Here is a 23783-nt window from a genome sequence, read left to right on the forward strand (position 1 = left end):
GGAAGGTACGTCTGATGAACACCGCGCAGTTCACGCCCGCCGGCACCATGACGGCGGAGGACCTGGGCCGGATCCATCTGATCGGCGTGGGCGGGGTCGGGATGGCCGGGCTGGCCCGGTTGTTCCTCACCCGGGGTCTGCCGGTCTCCGGCAGCGAGCTGCGGGAGTGGCCGTCGCTGGCCGGCCTGCGGGCGCTCGGCGGCACCATCCACTCCACCCACGAGGCGTCCAACCTCGACGGCGTGGACACGGTCGTCTACTCCTCGGCGATCCCGCAGGACCACCTGGAGATGGTGGAGGCGCGCCGGCGGGGCCTGCGGGTGCTGCACCGGTCCGAGGCGCTCGCCGCGGCGATGACCGGCCGCCGTACGGTGGCGGTCGCGGGCACCCACGGCAAGACGTCCACCACCTCGATGGTCACCATGGTGCTCCAGCAGGCCGGCACCGATCCGTCCTTCGTGATCGGCGGCGAGATCTCCGAGGTCGGCTCCGGCGCGCACCACGGGACCGGCGAGCACTTCGTGGTCGAGGCGGACGAGAGCGACCGCTCCTTCCTCATCTACCGCCCGTTCGTGTCGATCATCACGAACATCGAGGCGGATCACCTCAACACCTACGGCGACCTGGCCACGCTGGAGGCGGCGTTCGCCGAGTTCGCCCGGCTCACCGACCCGGCGGGGTTCGTGGTCACCTGCGCCGACGACCCGGGCGGGCGGCGGCTGGCCGAGACGCTGCGCGCCGAGGGCCGCCGGGTCTGGACGTACGGCGAGTCCGCCGACGCGGACCTGCGGATGAGCGACGTCGTCTCGTCCGCGCACGGGGTGCGCTATCAGGCCGAGATCGAGGGCCGGGCGTTCGGCGAGTTCCGGCTGCCCGTACCGGGGCGGCACATGGCGCTCAACAGCGCCGCCGCGGTGCTCGCCGCGTACCTGCTGGAGCTGCCGGTCCCGGCGGCGGAGGCCGCGCTCGGCGCGTTCCCCGGCGTGCGGCGCCGCTTCGAGCGCAAGGGCGTCGCCGACGGCGTGCTGGTCTACGACGAGTACGCCTACCACCCGACCTCGATGACGTTGGCGCTGCAGACGCTGCGCGAGGTGGCCGGCGACGGCCGGCTGATCGTGGTGTTCCAGCCGTACCGGCTCTACCGGACCCGGGACAACCAGGCGGAGATCGCCGCCGCCCTCGGCATCGCCGACGAGGTGGTGCTGCTGGAGGTGTTCGGTCCCGGCGAGACGCGCCGCCCCGGCGAGGGCTCGGCCGCGCTGATCCAGGACGTGCCGCTGCCGGACGAGCGCAAGGTGTTCGTCGAGGCGTGGGACGACGTGCCGGCCGAGGTGGCCCGCCGGGCCCGGGCTGGCGACGTGGTGGTGACCATGGGCGCGCCGCCGATCTCGCTGATGGGTGACCAGTTGCTCGACGCCCTGCTGGCCCGCTCCGGCGGCACGGGGCTGGACGCCGGCGTCGGCCCGGACGGCGCGGCGGCCACCGCCGGATGAGTCCCGGTCCGGCCCGCGGCCGTACCCCCGGCCCGGACGGCGGAGGTGGCCGGCGCAGCCCGGTGCGGCGCTGGCAGCTCGTGCGGGCCAACGCGGACGCCGTGCCGCCGTCGGCCCGCCGGTTCATGGCCCGGGCCCGGCAGCGGCGGATGCGGGCCGCGCTGCCGTGGGCGGTCGCCGCCGCGGTGCTCGCCGTCGTGGGCCTGGTGGCGTGGACGGTGCTCGGCACCGGCCTGTTCGGCGTACGCGAGGTGCGGGTGGTCGGCGCGCGGCTGGTCACGCCGGTGCAGATCCGCGACGCCGCGGCGGTGCCGGACAACGAGCCGCTGGCCCGGGTGGACCTGGCCGCGACCGCCCGCCGGGTCGGCACGCTGCCGCCGGTGGCCAGCGCCACGGTCGAGCGGGAGTGGCCGGGCACGCTGGTGATCCGGGTGCGGGAGCGCACCGCGGTGGCGGCGGTGCCGCAGGGCGACGGGTTCGTGGTGGTGGACGGCTCGGGCGTGGTCTTCCAGCGCCTGGACCGGGCGCCGGACGGGTTGCCGCTGGTCAAGGTGGCCCGGCCGGGCCCGGACGATCCGGGTACGCGGGCCGGGCTGGCGGTGCTCGCCGCGCTGGGGGAGAAGCTGCGCGCGGAGCTGGTCGCGGTGGACGTGGCCGGCCTGGCCCGGATCACGTTGCAGCTGCGCGGCGAGCGTCAGGTGTTCTGGGGCGACGCCTCCCGGGGCGCGGACAAGTCCACCGTGGCGACCGCGTTGCTGAGCCGCAAGGCGGACCGGATCGACGTCAGCGCGCCGGACGTGGTCACGTTCGAGTGACCCGCGGCTCAGCGAGCGGACGCTGTGTCCCCTGTCGCTCGGTCGCGACACGCCGGAACAGGTCCTTGGCTCCTGGCGCGGCGGCGCATACGTTGCCCCGAAGAGATCAGTGGTTGACATAACTCTAAGCCTCTAGTAGAGGGTGAGGGTTCAGCCGTCGGAGGCCGCTGATCCGGCCAAGCCGTGTGGGGTCGGCCCATGCCAATCTCGAAGGGAAAGGACCGGAGATGACACCTCCGCACAACTACCTGGCGGTCATCAAGGTCGTCGGCATCGGGGGCGGCGGAGTCAACGCCGTCAACCGGATGATCGAGGTTGGGCTCAAGGGCGTCGAGTTCATCGCGATCAACACCGACGCGCAGGCGTTGCTGATGAGCGACGCCGACGTCAAGCTCGACGTGGGCCGGGAGCTGACCCGGGGACTGGGCGCGGGCGCCAACCCGGACGTCGGCAAGAACGCCGCCGAGGACCACCGCGACGAGATCGAAGAGGTCCTCAAGGGCGCCGACATGGTGTTCGTGACCTGCGGCGAGGGCGGCGGCACCGGCACCGGCGGCGCGCCGGTCGTGGCGAACATCGCCCGCAAGCTCGGCGCGCTCACCATCGGCGTGGTGACCCGGCCGTTCTCGTTCGAGGGCAAGCGCCGGCAGGTCCAGGCCGAGGCGGGCATCGAGGAGCTGCGCAACCAGTGCGACACGCTCATCGTGATCCCGAACGACCGGCTGCTCGCGCTCGGTGACCGCAACATCTCCATGATGGACGCGTTCCGCACGGCGGACCAGGTGCTTCTCTCCGGTGTCCAGGGCATCACCGACCTGATCACCACGCCGGGTCTGATCAACCTGGACTTCGCCGACGTGAAGAGCGTGATGAGCGGCGCGGGTAGCGCGCTCATGGGCATCGGCAGCGCCCGGGGCGAGAACCGCGCCGTCGAGGCGGCCGAGGCGGCCATCTCCAGCCCGCTGCTGGAGCAGAGCATGGACGGCGCGCGCGGTGTGCTGCTGTCCATCGCCGGCGGGTCGGACCTCGGCCTGTTCGAGATCAACGACGCGGCGCAGCTGGTCACCGACGCGGCCCACCCGGACGCGAACATCATCTTCGGCGCGGTCATCGACGACGCGCTCGGTGACGAGGTGCGGGTCACCGTGATCGCGGCGGGCTTCGACGGGGGCGCGCCCGCGTACAAGGCGGTCGAGCCGCCGCGCAAGAGCAACCAGAACCCGCCGGCCCAGCCGAACGCGCCGGTGAGCCCGCCGGCCACCATGCCGGCGCCGCAGCAGCCGTCGCGGCGGGTGCTCTTCGACGACGTCGACGTGCCCGACTTCCTCAAGAACGGGTCCTGAGCCGCGCCGATGACGGAGTCACAGACGGCGGTGCGGCCCGAGCGGCGCGCCGAGCTGGCGGCCGGGCTGGCCCGGGTCCGGGCCCGCATCGCCGACGCCTGCGCGGCGGCCGGGCGGCAGCGGGACGCGGTCACCCTGGTCGCGGTGACCAAGACGTACCCGGCGTCGGACGTGGTGGCGCTGGCCGCGCTGGGCGTGACCGACGTCGGGGAGAACCGCGACCAGGAGGCGGCGCCGAAGGCGGAGGCGGTCGCCGACGCCGGCGCCGGCGCCGCGCCGCGCTGGCACTTCATCGGCCAGTTGCAGCGCAACAAGGCCCGGTCGGTGGTCCGGTACGCCGACGTGGTCCAGTCGGTGGACAGCGTCCGGCTGGCCGCCGCGCTGGACGCCGCCGCGGGCGCGGTCCGGGACCGGCCGCTGGACGTGCTGGTGCAGGTGAGCATCGACGGCGACCCGGCCCGGGGCGGGGCACTGCCGGGCGCCGCCGATCCGCAGCGCGGGCTCGACCCGGTCGCTGCGGCGGTGGCCGGCGCGGACGGCCTGCGGCTGGCCGGCCTGATGGCGGTGGCGCCGCTGGGCTGGGAGCCGGACCGGGCGTTCGCCCGGCTGGCCGAGGTGGCGGCGGCGCTACGGGCCGACCATCCGGGCGCCACGGTGCTGTCGGCGGGGATGAGCGGCGACCTGGAAAGCGCGATCGGGCACGGCGCGACACATGTCCGTGTCGGCAGCGCGTTGCTCGGAATGCGCCCTGCGCTGCGGTAGCCTCACCACGACGGAAGCAAATTACATCAGTGTTGTTCAGGACGGCGTCCCGTAGCCGGGGGCCGTGACGGGCGGACCGCGAACCGCACGTCAGGGGATTGCCGATCCGGTCCGGTGGGCATGATCGTCCACTCGTGATCAAGCGACACGGCACGGGGGCGCGTGCCGCACGGCGGACGGAAGGGCGCGGGGATGGGTGCACTGCGCAAGGCGGGGGTCTGGCTCGGTCTGGTCGAGGAGGACGACGAGCGGGCGTACGAGGACGGTGGCTACGACAAGGGTGGCTACCGGGACTCGTCGCGCTACCGGTCGAGCCGGTACGCCGAGGAGTTCGCCGACGAGGACGACGACGAGGCCGACGAGCCGCCGGCGACGCGGTCCCGCCTCAGCGACCGGGGCCGGCTGTCCGAGCGCGCCTCCAGCCGGTCGGTCGACACCGACCGGGGCGACGTGGAGCGCCCGGAGCGGGTCGAGCGCTCCAGCGTCCGGTCGATCACCCGGTCCTCCGCCGGCGAGACCTCGGGCGCCCTGACCTATCACACGCGGGACAATCTCGCGCTCGCGCCGCAGGCCCAGCCGCGCGAGCGGGAGCGGGTGGCGCCGGAGGACGAGCAGCGCTACCAGATCACCACGCTGCACCCGACCACCTACCGCGAGGCGCGGACCATCGGCGAGCACTTCCGGGACGGCGTACCGGTGATCATCAATCTCACCGAGATGGACGAGGCGGACGCCCGCCGCCTTGTCGACTTCGCCGCCGGGCTCGCGTTCGGCCTGCGCGGTACGATCGAGCGCGTGACCAACCGGGTGTTCCTGCTCTCACCGGCCAACGTCCAGGTCACCGCGGAGGACAAGGCCAAGATCGCTGAGGGCGGCTTCTTCAGCCTGAGCTGACCCACATGACCGAGGGACGTCGCCTGCCGTGTTGTCGATCCTGTTCCAGGTGCTCTACCTGCTGCTGTACATCTTCCTAATTGTCCTTTTGGCGCGATTTGTTATGGGGGCGGTGCTGGCCTATGGTCGCCGCTGGCAACCGGGCCGGGGAGCGTCGGCGGGACTGGAAGTCGTGTGGAGCGTCACTGATCCGCCCCTGCGAGCGTTGAGGCGTGTGATCCCGCCACTGCGAATTGGTACCGTGAGCATCGACCTGGCCTCCCTTGTGCTCCTGGTTATCCTGTTCGTGCTGATGGAGTTCGTGTTTAGGCGCCTGATCTTCGCGTTTGCCTGACCAGAGCGCTTTCGCGGCCGCAACTGACCCGAGGAGTTTCGATGCCGCTGACCCCGGCCGACGTTCACAACGTCGCCTTCAAAAAGCCGCCGATCGGCAAGCGGGGGTATGACGAGGAGGAGGTCGACGCCTTCCTGGACGAGGTCGAGCGCGAGCTGGCCCGTCTGATCGAGGAGAACAACGAGCTGCGCGCCCAGGTGGAGCGCGGCGGTCGGGGTGGCGCTCCCGCCGGCCCCGGCGGTGACGCCCGCCTCGCGGCGGAGCTCAACGACGTCAAGGCCCAGCTCGACCGGGTGCAGCGCGACAAGGCGGCCGCCGAGCAGGCGGCCCGCGCGATGCAGGCCGAGCTGGAGCAGGTCCGCACGCAGGGCGGCCCGGCCGGGGTGACCGGGGACGGCGAGCAGCAGGCGCTGCGGGTGCTCATGATGGCCCAGCGCACCGCCGACGACCACGTCTCCGACGCCCGTCGCGAGGCCGACCAGCTGCTCTCCGAGGCCCGTTCGAAGGCCGAGGAGGTCACCCGGGAGGCGCGCGCCAAGGCCGACGCCCTGGAGCGGGACGCCCGCCAGCGGCACCAGGAGGCCATGGGCGGCCTGGACGCCAAGCGCACCGCGCTGCAGAAGCACATCGAGGAGCTCAAGCAGTTCGAGCGCGAGTACCGCACCCGGCTCAAGGCGTACCTGGAGAGCCAGCTGCGTGACCTCGACGGTCGCGGCCAGGGCCTCGAGGTGGAGATGAACCGCGCCGAGGGCACCCGTGCCGCCGGCAGCAACGGTCTCGCCGCGGCCGGCCTCGCCGGCTCCTACGGCGGTGGCCGCGGCGCCGGCTCGCTCGAGTCCGGCCGCTGATCCCGCGTCGGTGGCCGTCCCCGTGACGGCCACCGACCGCCCAGACCGACACGACGCGGCCGGGGGTGAGCCGTGGTAGCCGCCAGCATCCTGCTCATCGTCGTCGCGGTCGTGCTGCTGGTCGCCGGGCTCGCCGGCGGATCCAGCCTCCTGCTCATCGTCTCGATCGCGGCCAGCGTCCTGTCCGCCGTCGTCTTCGTCGCGTTCGCCCGCCAGGCGGCCGCGGCGCGGGCCACGGCCGGCCGGGCGACCGGGCCGCGTACCCGGACCGCGCACACCGTCCCGTCTCCGGACGACCCGGTGAGCCCGGTCCCGCACCACACGTCCACGGTCGACGCCGGCGGATCCGGGTGGCGGCAACCGCCCGGGTCGCCGGTGACCGAACCGGACGACACCCCGCCGCCGGCCGCGTACTCACCACCGGCCGATCCGTTCGACGCCGATCCGTACACCGCGCCTTACGAGCCGGCGACCGCCGAGTCGTACGAACGCGTCGCCGCCGAGCCGGTGACCGACGCGGAACCGACGCCCTACTCGCCGCCCGGCCAGCGCGCCTCGGACGCCACGCGGCCCACCTCGCCCGCGCCGGGCGATGCGTTCGACGGCGACCCGCCGGCCGAGTTCCTCTCCGCCGGGCAGGTGGCCCGGCTGGTGCGGCTGCCCGGCGAGGTCCTGGTGGTCGACGGCCACCCCCGCTTCCACCTGCCCGGCTGCCCGCATCTGGTGGGCCGGGAGGACGAGCCCGTTCCGGTCGCCGAGGCGGTCGGCCTGGGCTTCACCCCGTGCGCGCAGTGCGCCGCCGCCACCACCCTGCTGGCCGAGGCCCGGCCCCGCTGACCATGACGATCGCGGACGACACGCTCACCGTCGCGGTGCGGGTGAAGCCCGGCGCGGCCCGGACTCGGGTCGGCGGCCGGTACGACGGGCCGCTGGGTCCCGCGCTCGTCGTCGCGGTGCACGCGCCGGCGGTGGACGGCCGCGCGACCGAGGCGGCCCGGAGGGCGCTCGCCGAGGCGCTCGGCGTCCGGCCGGCGACCGTGTCGCTGCGCTCCGGCGCGGCCAGCCGGGACAAGCTCTTCCTGGTGGAACGCCCGCACGCCGAACTGCCCGAGGTGCTGCGGCGACTGCGCGACGGCAGCACGCCGTGAGATCCGCCCGGGCCGGTCGGCGATGACCCCCGGGCTGGACGTCGCGTTGCTGGTGGGCGCCGCCGTGCTGCTGGTGGCGGTGGGCGCGGTGCGCTTCTCCACCCGGCTCGGCGTGCCGAGCCTGCTGGTCTACCTGGCGCTCGGGGTGCTGCTCGGCGAGGCCGGGCTGGGCATCCGCTTCGACGACGTCGAGCTGACCCGGGTGCTCGGCTTCTGCGCGCTCATCGTGATCATCGCGGAGGGCGGCCTGACCGCCCGGTGGAGCACGCTGCGGCCGGTGCTCGGGCTGGCGGCCACGCTGTCCACCGTCGGCGTGGTGGTCAGCATCGTGGTCGTCGGCGTGGTGGTGCACCTGCTGCTCGACCTGGACTGGCGGCTGGCGCTGCTCTACGGCGCGGTGCTCTCCTCGACCGACGCGGCGGCGGTGTTCGCCACGCTGCGCCGGTTGCGTCTGCCGCCCCGGCTGGTGGCCGCGCTGGAGGCCGAGTCCGGGGTGAACGACGCGCCCGTCGTGCTCGTGGTGCTGCTGCTCTCCCGCGCCGGAGCGGAGGTGGCCCACCCGTGGTGGTACGAGGCGCTGCTGCTCGGCTACGAGCTGGGCGTCGGCGCGGCGGTCGGGGTGGGCGCCGGGCTGGCCGGGCGGTACGCGCTGCGCCGGGCCGCGCTCCCGTCGGCCGGCCTGTACCCGATCGCGGTGGTCGGGTTCACCGTGCTGGCGTACGCGGCCGGCTCGGTGGTGCACGCCTCCGGCTTCCTCGCCGTGTACGTGGCCGGCGTGCTGCTCGGCAACTCCCGCCTGCCGCACCGGCAGGCCATCCTCGGCTTCGCCGACGGGCTGGCCTGGCTGGCCCAGATCGGCCTGTTCGTGCTGCTCGGCCTGCTGGTCTCGCCGAGCCGGCTGGAGACCGCGGTGCTGCCCGCCGTGATCACCGGGCTGGCCCTGCTGCTGCTCGCCCGGCCGTTGTCGGTGGCGGTGTCCGCGCTGGCGTTCCGGGTCAACCTGCGCGAGCAGCTCTTCCTGTCCTGGGCCGGTCTGCGCGGCGCGGTGCCGGTCGTGCTCGCCACCATCCCGCTGTCGCTGCACGTGCCGGGGGCGGACCGCCTCTTCGACGCGGTCTTCGTGCTGGTGGTGATCTTCACGTTGCTCCAGGCCGGCACGCTGGCGTCGGCGGCCCGCCGGCTGGGCGTGATCGCGCCGGCCGAGCCGAACGAGATCATGCTGGAGACCGCCCCGCTGGAGCGGATGCGCGCCGACCTGCTCCAGCTGGAGGTGCCGGACGGGTCCCGGCTGGCCGGGGTGCACGTGGACGAGCTGCGGCTGCCGGTGGGCGCCGCGGTCACGCTGGTGCTGCGCGACGGCGTCGGGTTCGTGCCCGGCGCGGACACCCGGCTCAAGGTCGGGGACAGCCTGCTCATCGTCGCCACCGCCGGCGTACGGGACGAGACCGAGCGGCGGCTGCGGGCGGTGAGCCGCCGGGGCCGGCTGGCGCGATGGTTCGGGGAGTACGGCGAGGAGACGGCCCGCTGATCTGCTACCGTTCCTTTTGCCCCGATTGATGGCAGTCCGGGGCGGATACGTGGGACGACGGTGCGGCACGTTGTCGGACGCCTGTACGTTCCGTATTCTTGCCAACCTCCGGAGTGCACGGCGGGCCCGCTCGCCGTGCACCCTTCCGTACGCGGAGACGCCGACGAAGGCGTCCCCGCCCACGTACCGCTGACCGCCGCGCCACGCGGCTGAGGGAGCTGACGATGGCGAAGCCAGCCGACACCAGGACCGCCGGCCGCAAGCCCGCGCCGAAGGCCACCCGCAGCGCGGCGGAGACCGAGAAGATCCGGGCCGCCCTGGCGGCGCGGCGGGACGAGCTGAACGCCGAGTACGATCAGACGCTGAGCGAGATCACCGAGCTGCAGCGCGACCGGCTGACCGACTCGGCCGGGGACGACCAGGCCGACACCGGCACCAAGACGTTCGAGCGGGAGCAGGAGATCTCTCTCGCCAACAGCATCAAGGAGCGGATCACGCAGGTCGAGCGCGCGCTGGAGCGCCTCGACGAGGGCGGCTACGGCTGGTGCGAGCGGTGCGGCAACCCGATCCCGGTGGAGCGGCTCGCCGCGTTCCCGTCGGCCACCCTCTGCGTGACCTGCAAGCAGCTGGAGGAGCGGCGCTGATCACCGCTCCCCGGCGGCCGTACGGCAGACGGTGACCACGCCGTCGCAAGCGTCGATGGGGAGCAGATGACCGCAGCACCGCCCGCCGGTTCCGGCACCACCGAGTCGGGTGCCGGCGCGCCCCGCCGCAGGGCCGTCGGCCTGCTGCTCGGCGTGTCCCTGTTCTCGCTGCTGGCGGATCTGGGCACCAAACAGCTCGCGCTGGCCGAGCTGACCGGCCGGGAGCCGGTGTCGGTGCTCGGCGGCGCGGTCTACTTCAGCCTCACCCGCAACAGCGGCGCCGCCTGGAGCATCGGCTCCGACCACACCTGGGTCTTCCCGATCATCACGTTCGTGGTGATCGGGTGGATCGCGTGGATGGCGCTGCGGCTGCGCTCGCTGCCGTGGGCGGTGTCGCTGGGCCTGGTGCTGGGCGGCGCGCTGGGCAACCTGATCGACCGGATCTTCCGCGCGCCCGGGCACTTCGTCGGCCACGTGGTCGACATGATCAGCCTCTTCGACCCGTACGGCCAGGTCTGGCCGGTGTTCAACCTGGCCGACAGCTCGCTGGTCTGCGGCGTGGTACTGGCGGTCTTCCTGGAGCTGACCGGCCGGCAACGCGACGGCTCCCGGCTGCGCGACGAGAAGCGCGACGACGTCGCCGCGACCGAGCAGCGGGAGACCGCGTGACCTCCGCGTTCGCCGCCGGCGGCGACACCCGCTCCCTGCCCGTCCCGGACGGCCTCGACGGCATGCGCCTGGACCAGGCCGTGTCCCGGCTGTTCGGGCTCTCCCGCACCGCCGCCGCCGGCCTGATCGACGCCGGCGACGCGCTCGTCGACGGCGTGGCCCGGCCCAACTCGCACAAGGTCAAGGCCGGCTCGTGGCTGGAGGTCACGCTGCCCGCGCCGCCCGCCCCGCCGACCGTGGTGCCGCAGGCGGTGCCCGGCCTGACCGTGGTGTACGCCGACGACGACATCGTGGTGGTGGACAAGCCGGTCGGGGTGGCCGCGCACCCGAGCCCCGGCTGGACCGGCCCGACGGTGATCGGCGGGCTGGCCGGCATCGGCCACCGCATCTCCACCAGCGGCGCGGCGGAGCGGCAGGGCGTGGTGCACCGGCTCGACGTCGGCACCACCGGGATCATGGCGGTGGCCAAGAGCGAGCGCGCGTACACCGCGCTGAAGCGGGCGTTCAAGGAGCGCGAGGTGGAGAAGCGCTACCACGCCGTGGTGCAGGGCCACCCGGACCCGCTGCGCGGCACCATCGACGCGCCGATCGACAGGCACCCGCACCACGACTACCGGTGGGCGGTGGTCTCCGGCGGCAAGCCGAGCATCACCCACTACGACACGCTGGAGGCGTTCCCCTCCGCCAGCCTGCTCGACGTACGGCTGGAGACCGGGCGCACGCACCAGATCCGGGTGCACTTCTCCAGCATGCGGCACCCCTGCGTGGGCGACCTGACCTACGGGGCGGACCCGACGCTGTCGGCCCGGCTGGGGCTGTCCCGGCAGTGGCTGCACGCCCGTTCGCTGAGCTTCGCGCACCCGGGCACCGGCGACGAGGTGACGTTCGTCAGCGACTACCCGGAGGATCTGGCCCGGGCGCTGGAGATCCTGCGCGACTGACCATGAGCGACGACGCCGCGCCGCCGCGCCGGTCCCGGTTCACCACGCTGACCTGGCTGGCGCTGGCCTGCGCGCTGGTGGTGCTGGTGGTAGCGGTGGCACAGCGGCGGGACCGTCCGGTCAGCGACCGCACTGTCGGCGAGGTGACCCGGGTCGGGGTGGCCGCCGGCGCGAGCGTCCCGGCGTACCTGCGCGCCGCCGGGGAGGAGCTGGCCGCCCTCGGCGCGCCCGACGCCTACGCGCTCGTCTCGTTCGCCGGCTACCTGACCCCGGCGCGGGCGGCCGCCGCGCTGGACGGCGCGCCGGTCTCGGCGGTGGTGGCGCGGGTGCCGCTGTCCGGCCGGCAGACCGAGATCGTCCGGATCGCGGCGCTGCGGCTGCCGGACGACGTGGTCGCCGGGATGGCCGACGTCGCCGGGCGCAAGGACCGGGAGGCCGCCGACTACCGGTCGCGCGCCGCCGCCCCGGCGGCCACCGCCGATCCGGAGCTGCGCCGGGTGTACGAGAGCGGGGCCGAGGTCGCGGCCCGGGAGGCGGACGCCTACCGGACCGGGTGCGCCTGCGTGTACGCCGCGGTGGTCCGTGCCGCGCCGGACGCGCTGCGCGCGCTCGCCGGGCGCCCGGACGTACGGGTGGTGGACCCGGCGCCGGAGGTCACCCGGCTCGACCGGACGGTGTTCACCCCGCCGCTGCCGGAGCAGCGTGACGTGGCCCGGCCGCCGGCGGACAGCGCGGCGGCCCAGGGCGGCGGAATGGGCGATTCGTCGGAAGCTGCACGGACGGTGAGCGGACCTTCACCGACCGCCCGTGCGCCGGTCCCCGGATCCGGGCCACCCAATCCCGCTCCCACCTCCTGAGACATCAGCGGGCGCGGCCACCCGGTCGATCCCACCGTGCGGCGGGTCACCGGGCGATGTGCGGCGCGGGGAGTGGTCCGAATAGGGTTTCGTTCGTAGCCTGTCAGGCGGAGATCGATGGGCTGGGGGAGGGCGAATCCTTGGACGGCAGCGAGACCGGCTGGGGTCGGCAGGGCGAGCCGGCACCGCGGTGGCGGGCGCTGCTCGACCGGGCCCGGCTCGGCGGTCGCGGCGCGGAGCACGCCGACGCCGACCGGCACGTCGAGGACCACCACGCGCCGCCGCCCGACCCGCTGCCACGCCGCGCCGCCGGCACCGGCTGGACCGGGCGCGCCGCCGCCGTCGGCCGCGCCCCCGACGGGTCGTACGGCGCCGAGCCCGGTTACCGGGCCGAGGCCACGTTCCGCGTCGACCCCGCCTTCCGCGCCGACCCCCGCCAGGAGGGTGAACCGGCCTACCGGGCCGAGCCGGCGTACCGCACCGACCCGGAGCCGTCCTGGCGCGCCGGGCAGCCCTATCCGGCCGAGCCGTCCTGGCGCGCCGAGCCGTCTGTCGCACCGGACCCGTCCTTCGCCGCCGAGCCCCGGCCGGAGCCGTCCTGGCGCGCCGAACCGGCGCTGCCGGAGCCGCGCGGCCGGGCCGAGGCGCCGGCCGAGTCGCGCTACTCCCTTCTCGACGGTGGCTACCGGCCCGCGCCACCGCCGGCCGAGTCCCGGTACGCCCTGCTCGACCGGGGCCGCTACCGGCCGGACGTCCCGCCCGCGCCGGAACCGGTGGTGCCCGCGCCGCGCAGCCCGCTGGAGGGCCGCTCCGGCCGCGCCGGGCGAGTCGCGCCGGCCCAGGCGCAGTGGCGTGCCCCCGAGCCGGACGCCGAGCTGGAACGCGCCACCAGCGTGCTGCGCCGCGAGCTGGGCACGCCCCGGGTGCTCGCGTTCGCCAACCCCAAGGGCGGGGTGCACAAGACCACCGCCACCGTGCTCGCCGCGGCGACGGTGGGCAGCGTCCGCGGGCGCGGCGTGCTCGCCTGGGACGACAACGAGCTGCGCGGCACGCTCGGGCTGCGGGCCGGCAGCGCCCGGCACGCCCGCACCATCCGCCACCTGATCCACGACCTGGCGCAGATCGAGATCCTCGAGGGCAACCGGCTGCTGTCCCACCTCGACGACTACCTGCGGCACGCCTCCGACGGCTCGTACGACGTGCTGGCCGGCGAGGAGAGCCCGCGCTTCGCCCAGCGGCTCGACCAGTTCACCGTCAAGCGGGTGCTGGAGCTGCTGCGCCGCACCCACGAGGTGGTCTGCGTGGACACCGGCAACAACGTGGAGAGCCCGAACTGGCGCACCGTGATGCAGGCCGCCGACCAGCTCGTGGTGACCACCGTGCCGCGTGAGGACGCGGCGTTCAGCGCGGACTGGATGCTCGACCTGCTGCACGAGGAGGGCATGGGCGACCTGGCCGACAACGCGGTCACGTTGATCTCCTGCCCGACGCCCGGCCGGACCTCCCTGCAGGACGACCTGGAACGGCACTTCGCCACCCGGACCCGGGCGGTGGCGGTGGTGCCCTACGACCCGGCGCTGGAGACCGGCTCCTCGATCGAGTACCACCAGCTCCAGGCCGAGACCCGCAACGCCTGGCTCAAGGCCGCCGCGGTGATGGTGGAACCGTTCGCGCGCTGAGGCGGCGACCACCGCCCCGCGCCGTGCCCCGGCCTGAGAGGATCAACGGGTGACTCCGGACACCCCTGATCCCGAGCGGACGCGCGAGCGTGCCGACGGCGCCGAGGCGCGGCCCGAGCGCGAGCAGCCGCCTGCCTGGCCCGGCGGACCACCCGGCTGGCCCGGCGGACTGCCGGTGCCCGCCGGCACCCCGGTCACCGCGCCCGGCGCCGACCCGCTGGCCGGGCATCCGGGCGTCGTGACGCAGCTCCCCGGTGCGTCGCCCGCGTCCCGGCGATCCGCCGGCCGGGTGGTGGCGACCACCCTCGGCGTGGCCGCGCTGCTCACCGCGCTCGGCGCGCCGCTCGGGCTGCTCTGGGTGTGGGCGGCGCCGGCCACCCCGGTACGGCAGACGCCGGCCGGCGCGGTCTACGCCACCACGCAGCCGGAGCAGCCGATCGCCGCGGACGGCTGGTTCAGCCTCCTGACCCTCGGCTTCGGCGTGCTCGCCGCGATCACCCTGTGGGTGGTGCTGCGCCGCCGGCGTGGTCCGGCGGGCCTGCTCGCGGTCACCCTCGGCGGTCTCGGCGCGGCGGTGGTGGCCTGGCAGGTCGGCCGCCGGATCGGCCTGTCCACGTTCCAGCGGCTGGTGGAGACCGCGCCGCCGGGTACCGCCTTCACCAAACCCGTCGACCTGCGCGCCGGCGGCGTCGACTGGTTCGGCCCGCTCCCGCTGCCGCACGGCAACCTGCTGCTCGCCGCGTTCGGCGCCGCAGTCACGTACACGCTGCTCGCGGGCTGGTCGCGGTGGCCGTCGCTGCGGCCGGAGCCGGAGTTCGACGGCGGGTGGCCGCCGCCGGGGTTCAGTTCGGCGCCGGGAGACCCGCCAGCTCGCTGAGCGGCACCGGCACCGCCCGGACCTGCCGCAGCAACGCCGTCTCCCGGTTGAGCAGGCGCAGCTCGGCCCGCAGGCGGGCGGCGGTGTCGTCGATGGCGAGCAGCCGCTGCCGGTCGTCCACGGTCAGCGCGGCGGTCGCGGCCACCAGGTGCGACAGCACCGTCGGGTCCTCCGGCAACTGCTCGGAGATCTCCTGCTGGTCCGGCCGGATCAGGCCGAGATATTGCCGGAACACCGAGATCACCCGGGCCGCCAGCAGGTCGGCCGTCTCGTCCGGGCCGCCCGGCTCGGGCAACCACTCCACCTCCGCCGTCAGGTAGGGCTCGGCGGAATGGTCGACCTCGGCGAGGCGGAACCGGCGCCGCCCCACGGTGACGATGTCGAACCCGCCGTCGGCCAGCTCGGTGACCTGCCGCAGCTCGGCGGTGCAGCCCACCTCGTGCAGCGTGACCTCGCCGGCGGTCAGCCCGAAGCGCCCCGGCGGCCCGGCCGGCGCCACCTCCCAGCCGGCCCGGATCGCGACCACGCCGAACTCGCGCGGCGCGCCCTCGGGCAGCGCCACCAGGTGGCGTACCAGCGCCCGGTAGCGCTCCTCGAAGATGTGCAGCGGAAGGACCAGCCCGGGGAAGAGGACGGTCCCGAGCGGGAACACCGGCAGCCGTGCGCTCACGCGATCGAGCGTATCCCCAACGCGCCCGCCCGCGCGTGTCCCGGCTCACCGTCCCGGCGTGCGGGCGGCCCGGGCCGGTCGCCGCGGCGGCGGCCTAGACTCGCAGGCGTGCTGAATCGGATCGACCTGCGCGGCGGGGCACGTGACCCGCGCCGCCTGCTGCCCCGTGCCCAGCTCGACGTCTCCGTGGCGGTCGAGCGGATCCGCCCGCTGGTCGAGGCGGTCCGGGAGCATGGGTACCCGGCGATCCGGGAGGCCAGCGAACGGTTCGACGGTGTGTCACCGGAGCGGCTGCGGGTGCCGGTCGAGACGATCCGCGCCGCCGAGGACGAGCTGGACCCGCAGGTCCGCGCCGCGCTGCTGGAGTCGATCACCAGGGCCCGCAAGGTGCACGCCGACCAGCGCCGCACCGACCACACCACGACCGTGGTGCCCGGCGGCACGGTCACCGAGCGGTGGGTGCCGGTCGACCGGGTCGGTCTCTACGTCCCCGGCGGCCTGGCCATGTACCCGTCGACGGTGGTGATGAACGTCGTCCCGGCCCAGGCGGCCGGGGTGCGCTCGCTGGTGGTGGTGAGCCCGCCGCAGAAGGACAACGACGGCCTGCCGGACCGCCGGGTCCTGGCGGCCTGCGCGCTGCTCGGCGTGGACGAGGTGTACGCCGTCGGCGGCGCCCAGGCCGTCGCCATGCTCGCGTACGGGGCGGACGCCGACCCGGCCGGGGACGAGCGCTGCGAGCCGGTCGACATGATCACCGGCCCGGGCAACATCTGGGTCACCGCCGCGAAGCGGCTGCTGCGCGGCGTGGTCGGCATCGACGCCGAGGCCGGCCCGACCGAGATCGCGATCCTGGCCGACGACACCGCCGACCCGGCGCACGTCGCCGCCGACCTGATCAGCCAGGCCGAGCACGACCCGCTCGCGGCCAGCGTGCTGGTCACCCCGTCCACCGCGCTGGCCGACGCGGTCGACGCGGAGCTTGCCCGGCAGGCGCCCGCGGCCAAGCACGCCGAGCGGATCGGCACCGCGCTGCGCGGCGAGCAGAGCGGCGTGGTCCTCGTCGACGACCTGGAGGCGGGCCTGCGGGTGGTCGACGCGTACGCGGCCGAACACCTGGAGATCCAGACCGAGAACGCCCGCGAGTGGGCGCTGCGGGTCCGCAACGCCGGTGCGGTGTTCGTGGGCGCGTGGTCGCCGGTGTCGCTCGGCGACTACTGCGCGGGCTCCAACCACGTGCTGCCCACCGGCGGCTGCGCCCGGCACTCCTCCGGGCTGTCCGTGCAGTCGTTCCTGCGCGGCGTCCACCTGGTCGAATACACGCAGGAGGCGCTGCGCGACGTGGCCCCGCACGTGGTCACGCTGGCGACCGTGGAGGACCTGCCCGCGCACGGCCAGGCGGTCAGCGTCCGGTTCCCCGAGGGCGGGGCGTCGTGACCACGCTCGACGACCTGCCGATCCGCGAGGACCTGCGCGGGCGCACGCCGTACGGCGCGCCGCAGCTCGACGTGCCGGTGCGGCTGAACACCAACGAGAACTCCTACCCGGTGCCCGAGCCGGTGGTCGAGGCGATCGGCAAGGCGCTCGCCGCCGAGCTGCGTGACCTCAACCGCTACCCGGACCGGGACGCGGTGGCGCTGCGCGCCGACCTGGCCGCCTACCTGGGGCACGGGCTCACCGCCGACCACGTGTGGGCGGCGAACGGCTCCAACGAGATCCAGCAGCAGCTGCTGCAGGCGTTCGGCGGTCCCGGGCGCACCGCGCTCGGCTTCACCCCGGCGTACTCGATGCACCCGCTGCTGGCGCTCGGCACCGGCACCCGGTGGGTGCCCGCCCGGCGCGGCGCGGACTTCGGGCTCACCGCCGACGAGGCGGTGGCCCAGGTCCGCGAGCACCGGCCGGACGTGGTGTTCCTCTGCTCGCCGAACAACCCGACCGGCACCGCGCTCGACCCGGCCGTGGTCGCCGCCGTGCTGGACGAGGCGCCCGGCATGGTGGTCGTGGACGAGGCGTACGCCGAGTTCGCCCGGCCCGGCACGGTGAGCGCGCTGGCGGTGCTGCCCGGCCACCCGCGGCTGGTGGTGACCCGCACCATGAGCAAGGCGTTCGGCTTCGCCGGCGGCCGGCTCGGCTACCTGGCCGCCGACCCGGCGGTGGTGGACGCGGTGCAGCTGGTCCGGCTGCCGTACCACCTGTCCGCGCTCACCCAGGCCGCCGCCCGCGCGGCGCTGGCGCACCGGGACGCCCTGCTCGGCACCGTGGCCGCGATCATGGAGCAGCGGGACCGGATCGTCGCCGAGCTGCGCGCCCGGGGCCACCGGGTGGCCGACAGCGACGCGAACTTCGTGCTGTTCGCCGTCGACGGGGACCAGGCGGTGGCCTGGCGTACCCTGCTCGATGCCGGCGTGCTGGTGCGCGACGTCGGCCTGCCCGGCTGGCTGCGCGTCACCGCCGGCACCCCGACCGAGACCGACGCCTTCCTCACCGCGATGGAGAACGTTTCATGAGCCGGATCGCCCGGATCGAGCGGGTCACAAACGAGACCAAGGTGCTCGTCGAGATCGACCTCGACGGCACCGGCCAGGCCGACATCTCCACCGGCGTCGGCTTCTACGACCACATGCTCAACCAGATCGCCCGGCACGGCGGCTTCGACCTGACCGTGCACACGGTCGGCGACCTGGAGATCGACGCGCACCACACGATGGAGGACACCGCGCTGGCGCTGGGCGCCGCGTTCGACCGGGCGCTGGGCGACAAGGCGGGCATCCGGCGGTACGGCTCGGCGACCGTCCCGATGGACGAGGTGCTGGTCCGCGCCGCCGTCGACCTGTCCGGCCGCCCGTACGTGGTGCACGACGAGCCGGCGCTGGCCCCGTACATCGGGCCGGTCTACCCGACGAGCATGACCCGGCACATCTGGGAGTCGTTCGGCCAGTCGGCCCGGATCACGCTGCACGTGGACGTGCTGCGCGCGGCCCGGCCGGGCGGTCACCCGGACGCGCACCACGTGGTCGAGGCGCAGTTCAAGGCCGTCTCCCGCGCGCTGCGCGAGGCCACCGCGCTCGACCCCCGTAACGCCGGTGTGGTGCCGTCCACGAAGGGCGCTCTCTGATGAGCGCGAGGAACGCAGCGCAGCGGAGTCCCGCAGTCGCGAATGAAAGGCGGCTCTGATGAAGGTGCTGCCCACTCTTGTGTTGATCCTGGCCGGGCTGCTGGTCGGCGGGACGTGGTCGCTGCTCAAGCAGGGCGCGCCGCGCGCCGCCGTGGTGGTCACCGGGCTGCTGGCCGTACTGGCCACCGTCGCCGGGGTGCTCTGGCTGCTGCCGGGGGAGAGCTGATGACGCGGCGCGTGGTGGTGCTCGACTACGGCTCGGGCAACCTGCGGTCGGCCGAGCGCGCGGTGGCGCGGGCCGGCGCCGACGTGACCGTCACCGACGACCTGGACGCCGCCGCGTCGGCCGACGGCCTGGTGGTGCCGGGCGTGGGCGCGTTCGCCGCCTGCATGGCCGGGATCGAGGCGCTGGGCGCCGGGCCGGTGATCGCCGAGCGGGTCGCCGCCGGGCGGCCGGTGCTGGGCATCTGCGTCGGCATGCAGATCCTCTTCGGGCACGGCGAGGAGCACGGCGTGGTCACCAAGGGGCTCGGGCTGCTGCCCGGCGGCGTGACCCGGCTGCCCGCGCGGCGGCTGCCGCACATGGGCTGGAACACGGTGCGGCCGCCGGCCGGCTCGACGCTGTTCGCCGGGCTGCCGGAGGGCACCCGGTTCTACTTCGTGCACTCCTACGGCGTGACGGACCCGGCGGCGCTGGCCGAGGCGGGCGCCACGGTGACGACCGCGCACCACGGCACGGACTTCGTGGCCGCGGTGGAGCGGGGCGCGCTGTCGGCCGCGCAGTTCCACCCGGAGAAGTCGGCCGACGCCGGTGCGGCGCTGCTGCGCAACTGGCTCGGCACGCTGTGACCGGCCCGCTGGCGTCGGCGTGAGCAAGGAGCGGGCCCGCCGCCGCGCGGCGCGCGAGGCCGAGCAGGAGCGTGCGCGCGCCGTCCGCGCCCGCCGGGTGGCCCGCCGGGAGCGGCGTCGTTCCCTGGTACGCCGGCTGACGCCGTCGCTGCGGCGCGGCCGTACCGGCCGGCTGCGCCGGCACACCCGCCGGGAGCGGGCGACGATCCTGGTGCTCACCGCGGTGGCGGTGGTCGGCATCTGGAGCCTGGTGGACGACCTGGCGCTGCGGCTGGTGCTGGTCGCGTTGTTGTTGCTGGTCCTGCCCGCGATCGTGGTGATCGCGCTGGACCGTCGTTGAGGATCCGAGGAGAGAAGCGTTGAGCCTCACCCTGTTGCCCGCCGTGGACGTCGCCGACGGCCAGGCCGTCCGGCTCGTGCAGGGCGCCGCCGGTAGCGAGACCGCGTACGGCGACCCGCTGGACGCGGCGCTGGCCTGGCAGTCCGACGGCGCGGAGTGGATCCATCTGGTGGATCTGGACGCCGCGTTCGGGCGGGGCTCCAACGCCGCGCTGCTGGCCGAGGTGGTCGGCAAGCTGGACGTGAAGGTGGAGCTGTCCGGTGGCATCCGCGACGACGAGTCGCTGCGGGCGGCGCTGGCCACCGGGGCGGCGCGGGTGAACATCGGCACCGCCGCGCTGGAGGATCCGCAGTGGTGCGACCGGATCTGCGGCGAGTACGGCGACCGGGTGGCGATCGGGCTGGACGTGCGCGGCCGTACCCTGTCGGCGCGCGGCTGGACCCGCGACGGCGGTGACCTGTACGAGGTGCTGGCCCGGCTGGACGCGGCGGGCGCGGCGCGGTACGTGGTCACCGACATCACCAAGGACGGCACCATGCGCGGGCCGAACCTGGACCTGCTGCGCGAGGTGTGTGCCCGCACCGACGCCCCGGTGATCGCCTCCGGCGGCGTGTCCACGCTCGACGACCTGCGGGCGCTGGCCACGCTGGAGCCGGTGGGCGTGGAGGGCGTGATCGCCGGGAAGGCGCTCTACGCGGGCGCGTTCACCGTCGCCGAGGCGCTGGCGACGCTGCGGGCCGGCGCGTGACCGCCGCGCCGCCCGAGCCGCCGGCGGACGCCGGTGTGGTGACCCGGCTCGGCTCGGGCGGCCCGTGGGAGGCGCTGTACGGCTACTCGCGGGTGGTCCGGGCCGGTTCGCTGGCGATCACAGCCGGCTGCACCTCCACTGTGGACGGCCGGGTGGCGCACGCCGGCGACGCGGCGGCGCAGACCGCGCAGGCGATCCGGATCGGCCTGGACGCGCTGGCCGAGGTGGGCGCCGGTCCGGGCGACGTGGTGCGGACCCGGATGTACGTGACGGACCGGATCTTCGCCGACGAGGTGGGCCGGGCGCACAACGCCGTGTTCGGCCCGGTACGCCCGGTGGCGACGATGGTGGTGGTGGCCGGGCTGATCGACCCGGACCTGCTGGTCGAGGTCGAGCTGGAGGCGTACCTCCCCGCCTGAGGCGTTCCGGGGTGCCTCGCGCGCCCCGGACCACACGCCGATCGGTTGTGCACAACCTAATTGTGCGTTACGGTTTCGCGGTGACCGATGATCTGGTGCTGCGCCGGCAGGTGTGCTTCGCCCTCTACGCGGCGTCGCGCGCCATGACCGACGTCTACCGGCCCATCCTCGACGAGCACGGCCTGACCTACCCGCAGTACCTGGTGCTGCTGGTGCTCTGGGAGCGTGACGACGACGCCCCCACGGTCTCCGAGCTCGGCGCCGCGCTCCGGCTCGACTCCGGCACGCTCTCCCCGCTGCTCAAGCGGCTGGAGGCGGCCGGCCTGGTGGTGCGTACCCGCTCGGCCGCCGATGAGCGCCGGGTCGAGGTGGGCCTCACCGGCCAGGGCCGGGCCCTGCGGGAGCGGATGTGTGACGTGCCGCGGCAGGTGGCCACCGCCACCGGGCTCACCGAGGCCGAACTGGTCTTCCTCCACGGCATCCTCACCCGGGTCACCGAGACGATCCACCGACAGAAGGAGCAGTGACATGCAGGTGCTCTACACCGCCTCCGCCCGCGCCACCGGCGACGGCCGCGACGGTCACGTCCGCACCTCCGACGGCACGGTCGAGTTGGACCTCGCCGTACCGAAGGAGATGGGTGGCGCCGGCGGCGCGGCCAACCCGGAGCAGCTCTTCGCGGCCGGCTACGCGGCCTGCTTCCACTCCGCGCTGCGCGTGGTCGCCCGCAAGGCCAAGGCGGACGTCTCCGGCTCGGTGGTCGAGGCCGAGGTGGGCATCGGCCCGAACGGCAGCGGCGGCTTCGGCCTCGCCGTGACCCTCGTGGTGGACCTGCCCGCGGTCGAGCGCGCGGCCGCCGAGCAGCTGGTCGACGCGGCCCACCAGGTCTGCCCCTACTCTAACGCGACCCGGGGCAACGTCGAGGTCACCCGCACGGTCCGCGAGGCCCGATGAGCGGGATGAACCGGGAGATCCATCTGGCGTCCAGGCCGCAGGGCTGGCCGACCGCGGAGAACTTCCGGCTGGTCACCACCGAGGTGCCGACGCCGGGCCCGGGGCAGGTGGTGGTCCGCAACCGGTTCATGTCCGTCGACCCGTACATGCGCGGGCGGATGAACGACGTCAAGTCGTACGTGCCGCCGTTCGCGCTCGACGCCCCGCTCGACGGGGGCGCGATCGGTGAGGTGGTGGCCGGCGAGGCCGGCGGCGTCAAGCCCGGCGACACGGTGCTGCACGGGCTGGGCTGGCGCGAGTACGCGCTGGTGGACGCCAAGGGCGCGCGCAAGATCGACCCGGACCTGGCGCCGGTGACCGCCCATCTGGGCGTGCTCGGCATGACCGGGCTGACCGCGTACGCCGGGCTGCTCGACGTGGCCGCCATGAAGCCGGGGGAGACCGTCTTCGTCTCCGGCGCGGCCGGCGCGGTGGGCAGCATGGTCGGCCAGATCGCGAAGCTGCGCGGCGCCGGCCGGGTGATCGGCAGCGCCGGCTCCGCGGCGAAGGTGGAACGGCTCACCGCGCTCGGCTTCGACGCCGCGTTCGACTACCACGACGGCCAGGTGTCCAAGCAGCTCAGGGCGGCCGCGCCGGACGGCGTCGACGTGTACTTCGACAACGTCGGCGGCGACCACCTGGAGGCCGCGATCGGGGTGATGAACGTGCACGGCCGGGCCGCCATCTGCGGCATGATCGCCCAGTACAACGCCACCGAGCCGCCGGCCGCGCCGCGCAACCTGGCGCTGGTGATCGGCAAACGCCTGACGCTGCGCGGCTTCCTCGTCAGTGACCACGGTCACCTGCGGGAGCAGTTCGTGCAGGAGGTGGCGGGCTGGCTGCGCGAGGGCCGGCTGTCGTACGACGAGACGATCGTCGACGGCATCGAGCAGGCCCCGGAGGCGTTCCTCGGCCTGCTGCGCGGCGAGAACCTCGGCAAGATGCTGGTCCGTCTCTGACCGGCGTGAACCCGTACCACCACGGGCGGTGGTGACCGGCCTCACCGGCGGGTCACCACCGCCCGCGCGTTGGCTAGGCTCGGGGCATGACGGTGGCGGTACGGGTCATCCCGTGTCTGGACGTGGACGCCGGGCGCGTGGTCAAGGGGGTCAACTTCCTCGACCTGCGCGACGCGGGCGACCCGGTGGAGCTGGCGGCGGCGTACGACCGGGCCGGCGCGGACGAGCTGACCTTCCTCGACGTCACCGCCTCGTCCAGTGACCGCGGCACCATGCTCGACGTGGTGCGGCGTACCGCCGAGTCGGTCTTCATCCCGCTCACCGTGGGCGGCGGCGTCCGCCAGGTCGCCGACGTCGACACGCTGCTGCGGGCCGGGGCGGACAAGGTGGGCGTGAACACCGCCGCCATCGCCCGCCCGGAGCTGATCGCCGAGATCGCCGACCGGTTCGGCAGTCAGGTGCTCGTGCTCTCACTGGACGTGCGCCGCGCGCCCGACGGCACGACGCCGAGCGGTTTCGAGGTGACCACGCACGGCGGGCGGCGGGGCACCGGGCTGGACGCGGTCGAGTGGGCGGCGCGCGGCGCCGAGCTGGGCGCGGGGGAGATCCTGCTCAACTCGATGGACGCCGACGGCACCAAGGCCGGGTTCGACCTGCCGCTGATCCAGGCGGTCCGGGAGGTGGTCGACGTGCCGGTGATCGCCAGCGGCGGCGCGGGCGAGGTGGCGCACTTCCCGCCGGCCGTCGGCGCGGGGGCGGACGCGGTGCTCGCGGCGAGCGTCTTCCACTTCGGTGAGCTGACCGTCGGCGAGGTCAAGGACGCGCTGCGCGGCGCCGGGCACCCGGTGCGCTGAGGCGCGC

29 protein-coding genes are annotated in these 23783 nt (G+C 74.7%); 28 read left to right on the plus strand and 1 reads right to left on the minus strand.

The features are described from left to right. Positions 1–14 precede the first annotated feature (14 nt). The 16 genes from murC (at position 15) to O7542_RS04295 (ending at position 14832) form a co-directional block, all read left to right on the plus strand. Positions 15–1493, plus strand: coding sequence for a UDP-N-acetylmuramate--L-alanine ligase (gene murC, locus O7542_RS04220; RefSeq protein ID WP_064445228.1), 1479 nt, complete (start codon positions 15–17; stop codon positions 1491–1493). Beyond that, positions 1490–2308 (plus strand): FtsQ-type POTRA domain-containing protein, encoded by an 819-nt coding sequence (locus O7542_RS04225; protein WP_069089027.1) that lies wholly within the window; start codon positions 1490–1492, stop codon positions 2306–2308. The genes murC and O7542_RS04225 overlap by 4 nt, the downstream gene beginning before the upstream one ends. A 227-nt stretch (positions 2309–2535) precedes the next feature. Continuing rightward, positions 2536–3651, plus strand: a complete 1116-nt coding sequence (ftsZ, locus tag O7542_RS04230; protein ID WP_030500246.1) for a cell division protein FtsZ — start codon at positions 2536–2538, stop codon at positions 3649–3651. Between the two features lie 9 nt (positions 3652–3660). Beyond that, on the plus strand, positions 3661–4413 hold the full coding sequence (locus tag O7542_RS04235) for a YggS family pyridoxal phosphate-dependent enzyme (RefSeq protein ID WP_281605729.1): 753 nt from the start codon (positions 3661–3663) through the stop codon (positions 4411–4413). 192 nt (positions 4414–4605) lie between these two features. Beyond that, positions 4606–5307, plus strand: coding sequence for a cell division protein SepF (sepF, locus tag O7542_RS04240; protein WP_043329483.1), 702 nt, complete (start codon positions 4606–4608; stop codon positions 5305–5307). A 28-nt stretch (positions 5308–5335) separates the two neighbouring features. Then, on the plus strand, positions 5336–5641 hold the full coding sequence (locus O7542_RS04245; RefSeq protein ID WP_030500249.1) for a YggT family protein: 306 nt from the start codon (positions 5336–5338) through the stop codon (positions 5639–5641). 41 nt (positions 5642–5682) lie between these two features. After that, positions 5683–6489, plus strand: a complete 807-nt coding sequence (locus tag O7542_RS04250) for a DivIVA domain-containing protein (RefSeq protein ID WP_043329484.1) — start codon at positions 5683–5685, stop codon at positions 6487–6489. Between the two features lie 72 nt (positions 6490–6561). Beyond that, on the plus strand, positions 6562–7326 hold the full coding sequence (locus O7542_RS04255; RefSeq protein WP_104112770.1) for a hypothetical protein: 765 nt from the start codon (positions 6562–6564) through the stop codon (positions 7324–7326). A 2-nt stretch (positions 7327–7328) separates the two neighbouring features. Beyond that, positions 7329–7637, plus strand: coding sequence for a DUF167 domain-containing protein (locus O7542_RS04260; protein ID WP_064445232.1), 309 nt, complete (start codon positions 7329–7331; stop codon positions 7635–7637). Positions 7638–7659: 22 nt separating this feature from the next. Beyond that, positions 7660–9165, plus strand: a complete 1506-nt coding sequence (locus O7542_RS04265) for a potassium/proton antiporter (protein WP_281605730.1) — start codon at positions 7660–7662, stop codon at positions 9163–9165. A 224-nt stretch (positions 9166–9389) separates the two neighbouring features. Continuing rightward, positions 9390–9809, plus strand: a complete 420-nt coding sequence (locus O7542_RS04270; protein WP_030500254.1) for a TraR/DksA C4-type zinc finger protein — start codon at positions 9390–9392, stop codon at positions 9807–9809. Positions 9810–9875: 66 nt separating this feature from the next. Beyond that, on the plus strand, positions 9876–10478 hold the full coding sequence (gene lspA / locus O7542_RS04275) for a signal peptidase II (RefSeq protein WP_043329486.1): 603 nt from the start codon (positions 9876–9878) through the stop codon (positions 10476–10478). Then, positions 10475–11419, plus strand: a complete 945-nt coding sequence (locus O7542_RS04280) for an RluA family pseudouridine synthase (RefSeq protein ID WP_064445235.1) — start codon at positions 10475–10477, stop codon at positions 11417–11419. Before lspA ends, O7542_RS04280 begins: the two co-directional genes overlap by 4 nt. A gap of 2 nt (positions 11420–11421) precedes the next feature. Continuing rightward, entirely contained in the window at positions 11422–12276 is an 855-nt protein-coding gene (locus O7542_RS04285; RefSeq protein WP_281605731.1) for a hypothetical protein, read from the plus strand. A 140-nt stretch (positions 12277–12416) separates the two neighbouring features. Continuing rightward, entirely contained in the window at positions 12417–13955 is a 1539-nt protein-coding gene (locus O7542_RS04290; protein WP_064445237.1) for a hypothetical protein, read from the plus strand. A 49-nt stretch (positions 13956–14004) separates the two neighbouring features. Further along, positions 14005–14832, plus strand: a complete 828-nt coding sequence (locus O7542_RS04295; protein ID WP_064445238.1) for a DUF2567 domain-containing protein — start codon at positions 14005–14007, stop codon at positions 14830–14832. On the opposite strand, the gene O7542_RS04300 is transcribed toward O7542_RS04295, so the two are convergent. Continuing rightward, positions 14798–15502, minus strand: a complete 705-nt coding sequence (locus tag O7542_RS04300; protein ID WP_043329490.1) for an LON peptidase substrate-binding domain-containing protein — start codon at positions 15500–15502, stop codon at positions 14798–14800. The two genes, O7542_RS04295 and O7542_RS04300, sit on opposite strands and share 35 nt — an antisense overlap. 108 nt (positions 15503–15610) lie before the next feature. On the opposite strand from O7542_RS04300, the gene hisD reads away from it, so the two are divergent. The 12 genes from hisD to hisF all read left to right on the plus strand — a co-directional run bounded on the left by hisD (position 15611) and on the right by hisF (position 23776). Beyond that, positions 15611–16936, plus strand: coding sequence for a histidinol dehydrogenase (gene hisD, locus O7542_RS04305; protein WP_166456899.1), 1326 nt, complete (start codon positions 15611–15613; stop codon positions 16934–16936). Continuing rightward, entirely contained in the window at positions 16933–18006 is a 1074-nt protein-coding gene (locus tag O7542_RS04310; protein WP_069089034.1) for a histidinol-phosphate transaminase, read from the plus strand. Before hisD ends, O7542_RS04310 begins: the two co-directional genes overlap by 4 nt. Beyond that, positions 18003–18614 (plus strand): imidazoleglycerol-phosphate dehydratase HisB, encoded by a 612-nt coding sequence (gene hisB / locus O7542_RS04315; protein ID WP_043329493.1) that lies wholly within the window; start codon positions 18003–18005, stop codon positions 18612–18614. The genes O7542_RS04310 and hisB overlap by 4 nt, the downstream gene beginning before the upstream one ends. Positions 18615–18672: 58 nt before the next feature. Beyond that, on the plus strand, positions 18673–18840 hold the full coding sequence (locus O7542_RS04320; RefSeq protein WP_176722837.1) for a hypothetical protein: 168 nt from the start codon (positions 18673–18675) through the stop codon (positions 18838–18840). Beyond that, positions 18840–19463, plus strand: a complete 624-nt coding sequence (gene hisH / locus O7542_RS04325; protein WP_043329494.1) for an imidazole glycerol phosphate synthase subunit HisH — start codon at positions 18840–18842, stop codon at positions 19461–19463. Before O7542_RS04320 ends, hisH begins: the two co-directional genes overlap by 1 nt. A gap of 19 nt (positions 19464–19482) precedes the next feature. Then, positions 19483–19803, plus strand: coding sequence for a hypothetical protein (locus O7542_RS04330; protein ID WP_104112779.1), 321 nt, complete (start codon positions 19483–19485; stop codon positions 19801–19803). A gap of 19 nt (positions 19804–19822) precedes the next feature. Then, positions 19823–20551 (plus strand): bifunctional 1-(5-phosphoribosyl)-5-((5-phosphoribosylamino)methylideneamino)imidazole-4-carboxamide isomerase/phosphoribosylanthranilate isomerase PriA, encoded by a 729-nt coding sequence (priA, locus tag O7542_RS04335; RefSeq protein ID WP_043329497.1) that lies wholly within the window; start codon positions 19823–19825, stop codon positions 20549–20551. Continuing rightward, positions 20548–20970, plus strand: a complete 423-nt coding sequence (locus O7542_RS04340) for a RidA family protein (protein WP_043329499.1) — start codon at positions 20548–20550, stop codon at positions 20968–20970. Before priA ends, O7542_RS04340 begins: the two co-directional genes overlap by 4 nt. A gap of 80 nt (positions 20971–21050) precedes the next feature. Next, positions 21051–21497, plus strand: coding sequence for a MarR family transcriptional regulator (locus O7542_RS04345; protein WP_043331106.1), 447 nt, complete (start codon positions 21051–21053; stop codon positions 21495–21497). Position 21498: 1 nt separating this feature from the next. After that, positions 21499–21924 carry an organic hydroperoxide resistance protein gene (locus O7542_RS04350; RefSeq protein ID WP_064445243.1) on the plus strand — a complete coding sequence of 142 codons (426 nt, stop codon included), beginning with the start codon at positions 21499–21501 and terminating at the stop codon, positions 21922–21924. Between the two features lie 5 nt (positions 21925–21929). After that, on the plus strand, positions 21930–22922 hold the full coding sequence (locus O7542_RS04355; protein ID WP_281606444.1) for an NADP-dependent oxidoreductase: 993 nt from the start codon (positions 21930–21932) through the stop codon (positions 22920–22922). Between the two features lie 86 nt (positions 22923–23008). Further along, positions 23009–23776 (plus strand): imidazole glycerol phosphate synthase subunit HisF, encoded by a 768-nt coding sequence (gene hisF / locus O7542_RS04360; protein ID WP_043329502.1) that lies wholly within the window; start codon positions 23009–23011, stop codon positions 23774–23776. Positions 23777–23783 lie beyond the last annotated feature (7 nt).

The organism is Micromonospora sp. WMMC264, assembly GCF_027497275.1.
GTDB classification, from domain to species: domain Bacteria; phylum Actinomycetota; class Actinomycetes; order Mycobacteriales; family Micromonosporaceae; genus Micromonospora; species Micromonospora chalcea.

What these genes read in the sequence shown, in the direction of transcription:
- murC (WP_064445228.1), top strand. Translation starts at nt 15, where the DNA reads ATGAACACCGCGCAGTTCACGCCCGCCGGCACCATGACGGCGGAGGAC.
- O7542_RS04225 (WP_069089027.1), top strand. Translation starts at nt 1,490, where the DNA reads ATGAGTCCCGGTCCGGCCCGCGGCCGTACCCCCGGCCCGGACGGCGGA.
- ftsZ (WP_030500246.1), top strand. Translation starts at nt 2,536, where the DNA reads ATGACACCTCCGCACAACTACCTGGCGGTCATCAAGGTCGTCGGCATC.
- O7542_RS04235 (WP_281605729.1), top strand. Translation starts at nt 3,661, where the DNA reads ATGACGGAGTCACAGACGGCGGTGCGGCCCGAGCGGCGCGCCGAGCTG.
- sepF (WP_043329483.1), top strand. Translation starts at nt 4,606, where the DNA reads ATGGGTGCACTGCGCAAGGCGGGGGTCTGGCTCGGTCTGGTCGAGGAG.
- O7542_RS04250 (WP_043329484.1), top strand. Translation starts at nt 5,683, where the DNA reads ATGCCGCTGACCCCGGCCGACGTTCACAACGTCGCCTTCAAAAAGCCG.
- O7542_RS04260 (WP_064445232.1), top strand. Translation starts at nt 7,329, where the DNA reads ATGACGATCGCGGACGACACGCTCACCGTCGCGGTGCGGGTGAAGCCC.
- O7542_RS04265 (WP_281605730.1), top strand. Translation starts at nt 7,660, where the DNA reads ATGACCCCCGGGCTGGACGTCGCGTTGCTGGTGGGCGCCGCCGTGCTG.
- O7542_RS04270 (WP_030500254.1), top strand. Translation starts at nt 9,390, where the DNA reads ATGGCGAAGCCAGCCGACACCAGGACCGCCGGCCGCAAGCCCGCGCCG.
- lspA (WP_043329486.1), top strand. Translation starts at nt 9,876, where the DNA reads ATGACCGCAGCACCGCCCGCCGGTTCCGGCACCACCGAGTCGGGTGCC.
- O7542_RS04285 (WP_281605731.1), top strand. Translation starts at nt 11,422, where the DNA reads ATGAGCGACGACGCCGCGCCGCCGCGCCGGTCCCGGTTCACCACGCTG.
- hisB (WP_043329493.1), top strand. Translation starts at nt 18,003, where the DNA reads ATGAGCCGGATCGCCCGGATCGAGCGGGTCACAAACGAGACCAAGGTG.
- O7542_RS04320 (WP_176722837.1), top strand. Translation starts at nt 18,673, where the DNA reads ATGAAGGTGCTGCCCACTCTTGTGTTGATCCTGGCCGGGCTGCTGGTC.
- hisH (WP_043329494.1), top strand. Translation starts at nt 18,840, where the DNA reads ATGACGCGGCGCGTGGTGGTGCTCGACTACGGCTCGGGCAACCTGCGG.
- O7542_RS04350 (WP_064445243.1), top strand. Translation starts at nt 21,499, where the DNA reads ATGCAGGTGCTCTACACCGCCTCCGCCCGCGCCACCGGCGACGGCCGC.
- O7542_RS04355 (WP_281606444.1), top strand. Translation starts at nt 21,930, where the DNA reads ATGAACCGGGAGATCCATCTGGCGTCCAGGCCGCAGGGCTGGCCGACC.
- hisF (WP_043329502.1), top strand. Translation starts at nt 23,009, where the DNA reads ATGACGGTGGCGGTACGGGTCATCCCGTGTCTGGACGTGGACGCCGGG.